We start from the raw sequence: 641 nt of genomic DNA on the forward strand, positions 1-641 counted from the left end.
AACTTGCCTAGCTCCGCTTATCAAAAGCACAGGAAAGCTTTTCATATACTCTTTTATCTCATCAGCTACGGCTCGTTTGATGTACATAGTATTTTATCCTTAAATATTTAGGAGTATAATACTACAATATATATAAATTTACAAGGATGGTTTGGTTAAGATAATTGTATATTTAAATTTAATTCGAACTAAAACTGGCAAGATTAAGTCAGTCACTGTGATTTTCCATCACACTGAGTATTTTATTGGTAGAGTTTTAAGCAATATCACCTCAGATTTTCATATTGACAAATGGTGGCCAAATCTTACCTCAAAAGGAGCAGCACATTAACCATTTTTGGAATATTGCACAGGCTCTTTTATATTGCGACCTAACTTCCCAATAAATTATTACCTCATAACTTTATCCAGTAGTGATTTATAGCTATCCACTACGTCATAGACTACGCTATCGTTGCTTCTAGCCTTAAAATGCTCCTTTGCGCAGTGGATTTTGGACTCTTCGACTTGGCGAAGCTGCATAGAGTTCATAGACCCTTTAGTCTCCGCAACAAAATAAATGTGCTTGATATCACCCTCATAAAACGCGATCGCCCTAAAAAGACAAACCTCTCCAGATACATCAGTCATATATATAGACG

The 641-nt window shown here is 35.6% G+C and carries 1 protein-coding gene; it reads right to left on the reverse strand.

From position 1 onward, the window contains the following. Positions 1-390: 390 nt before the first annotated feature. Positions 391-641: hypothetical protein (locus CYP43_RS02095; RefSeq protein ID WP_180998629.1), on the reverse strand; the 251-nt coding region annotated here is incomplete at its 5' end.

Source organism: Campylobacter concisus (genome assembly GCF_002913045.1).
GTDB lineage: Bacteria > Campylobacterota > Campylobacteria > Campylobacterales > Campylobacteraceae > Campylobacter_A > Campylobacter_A concisus_AP.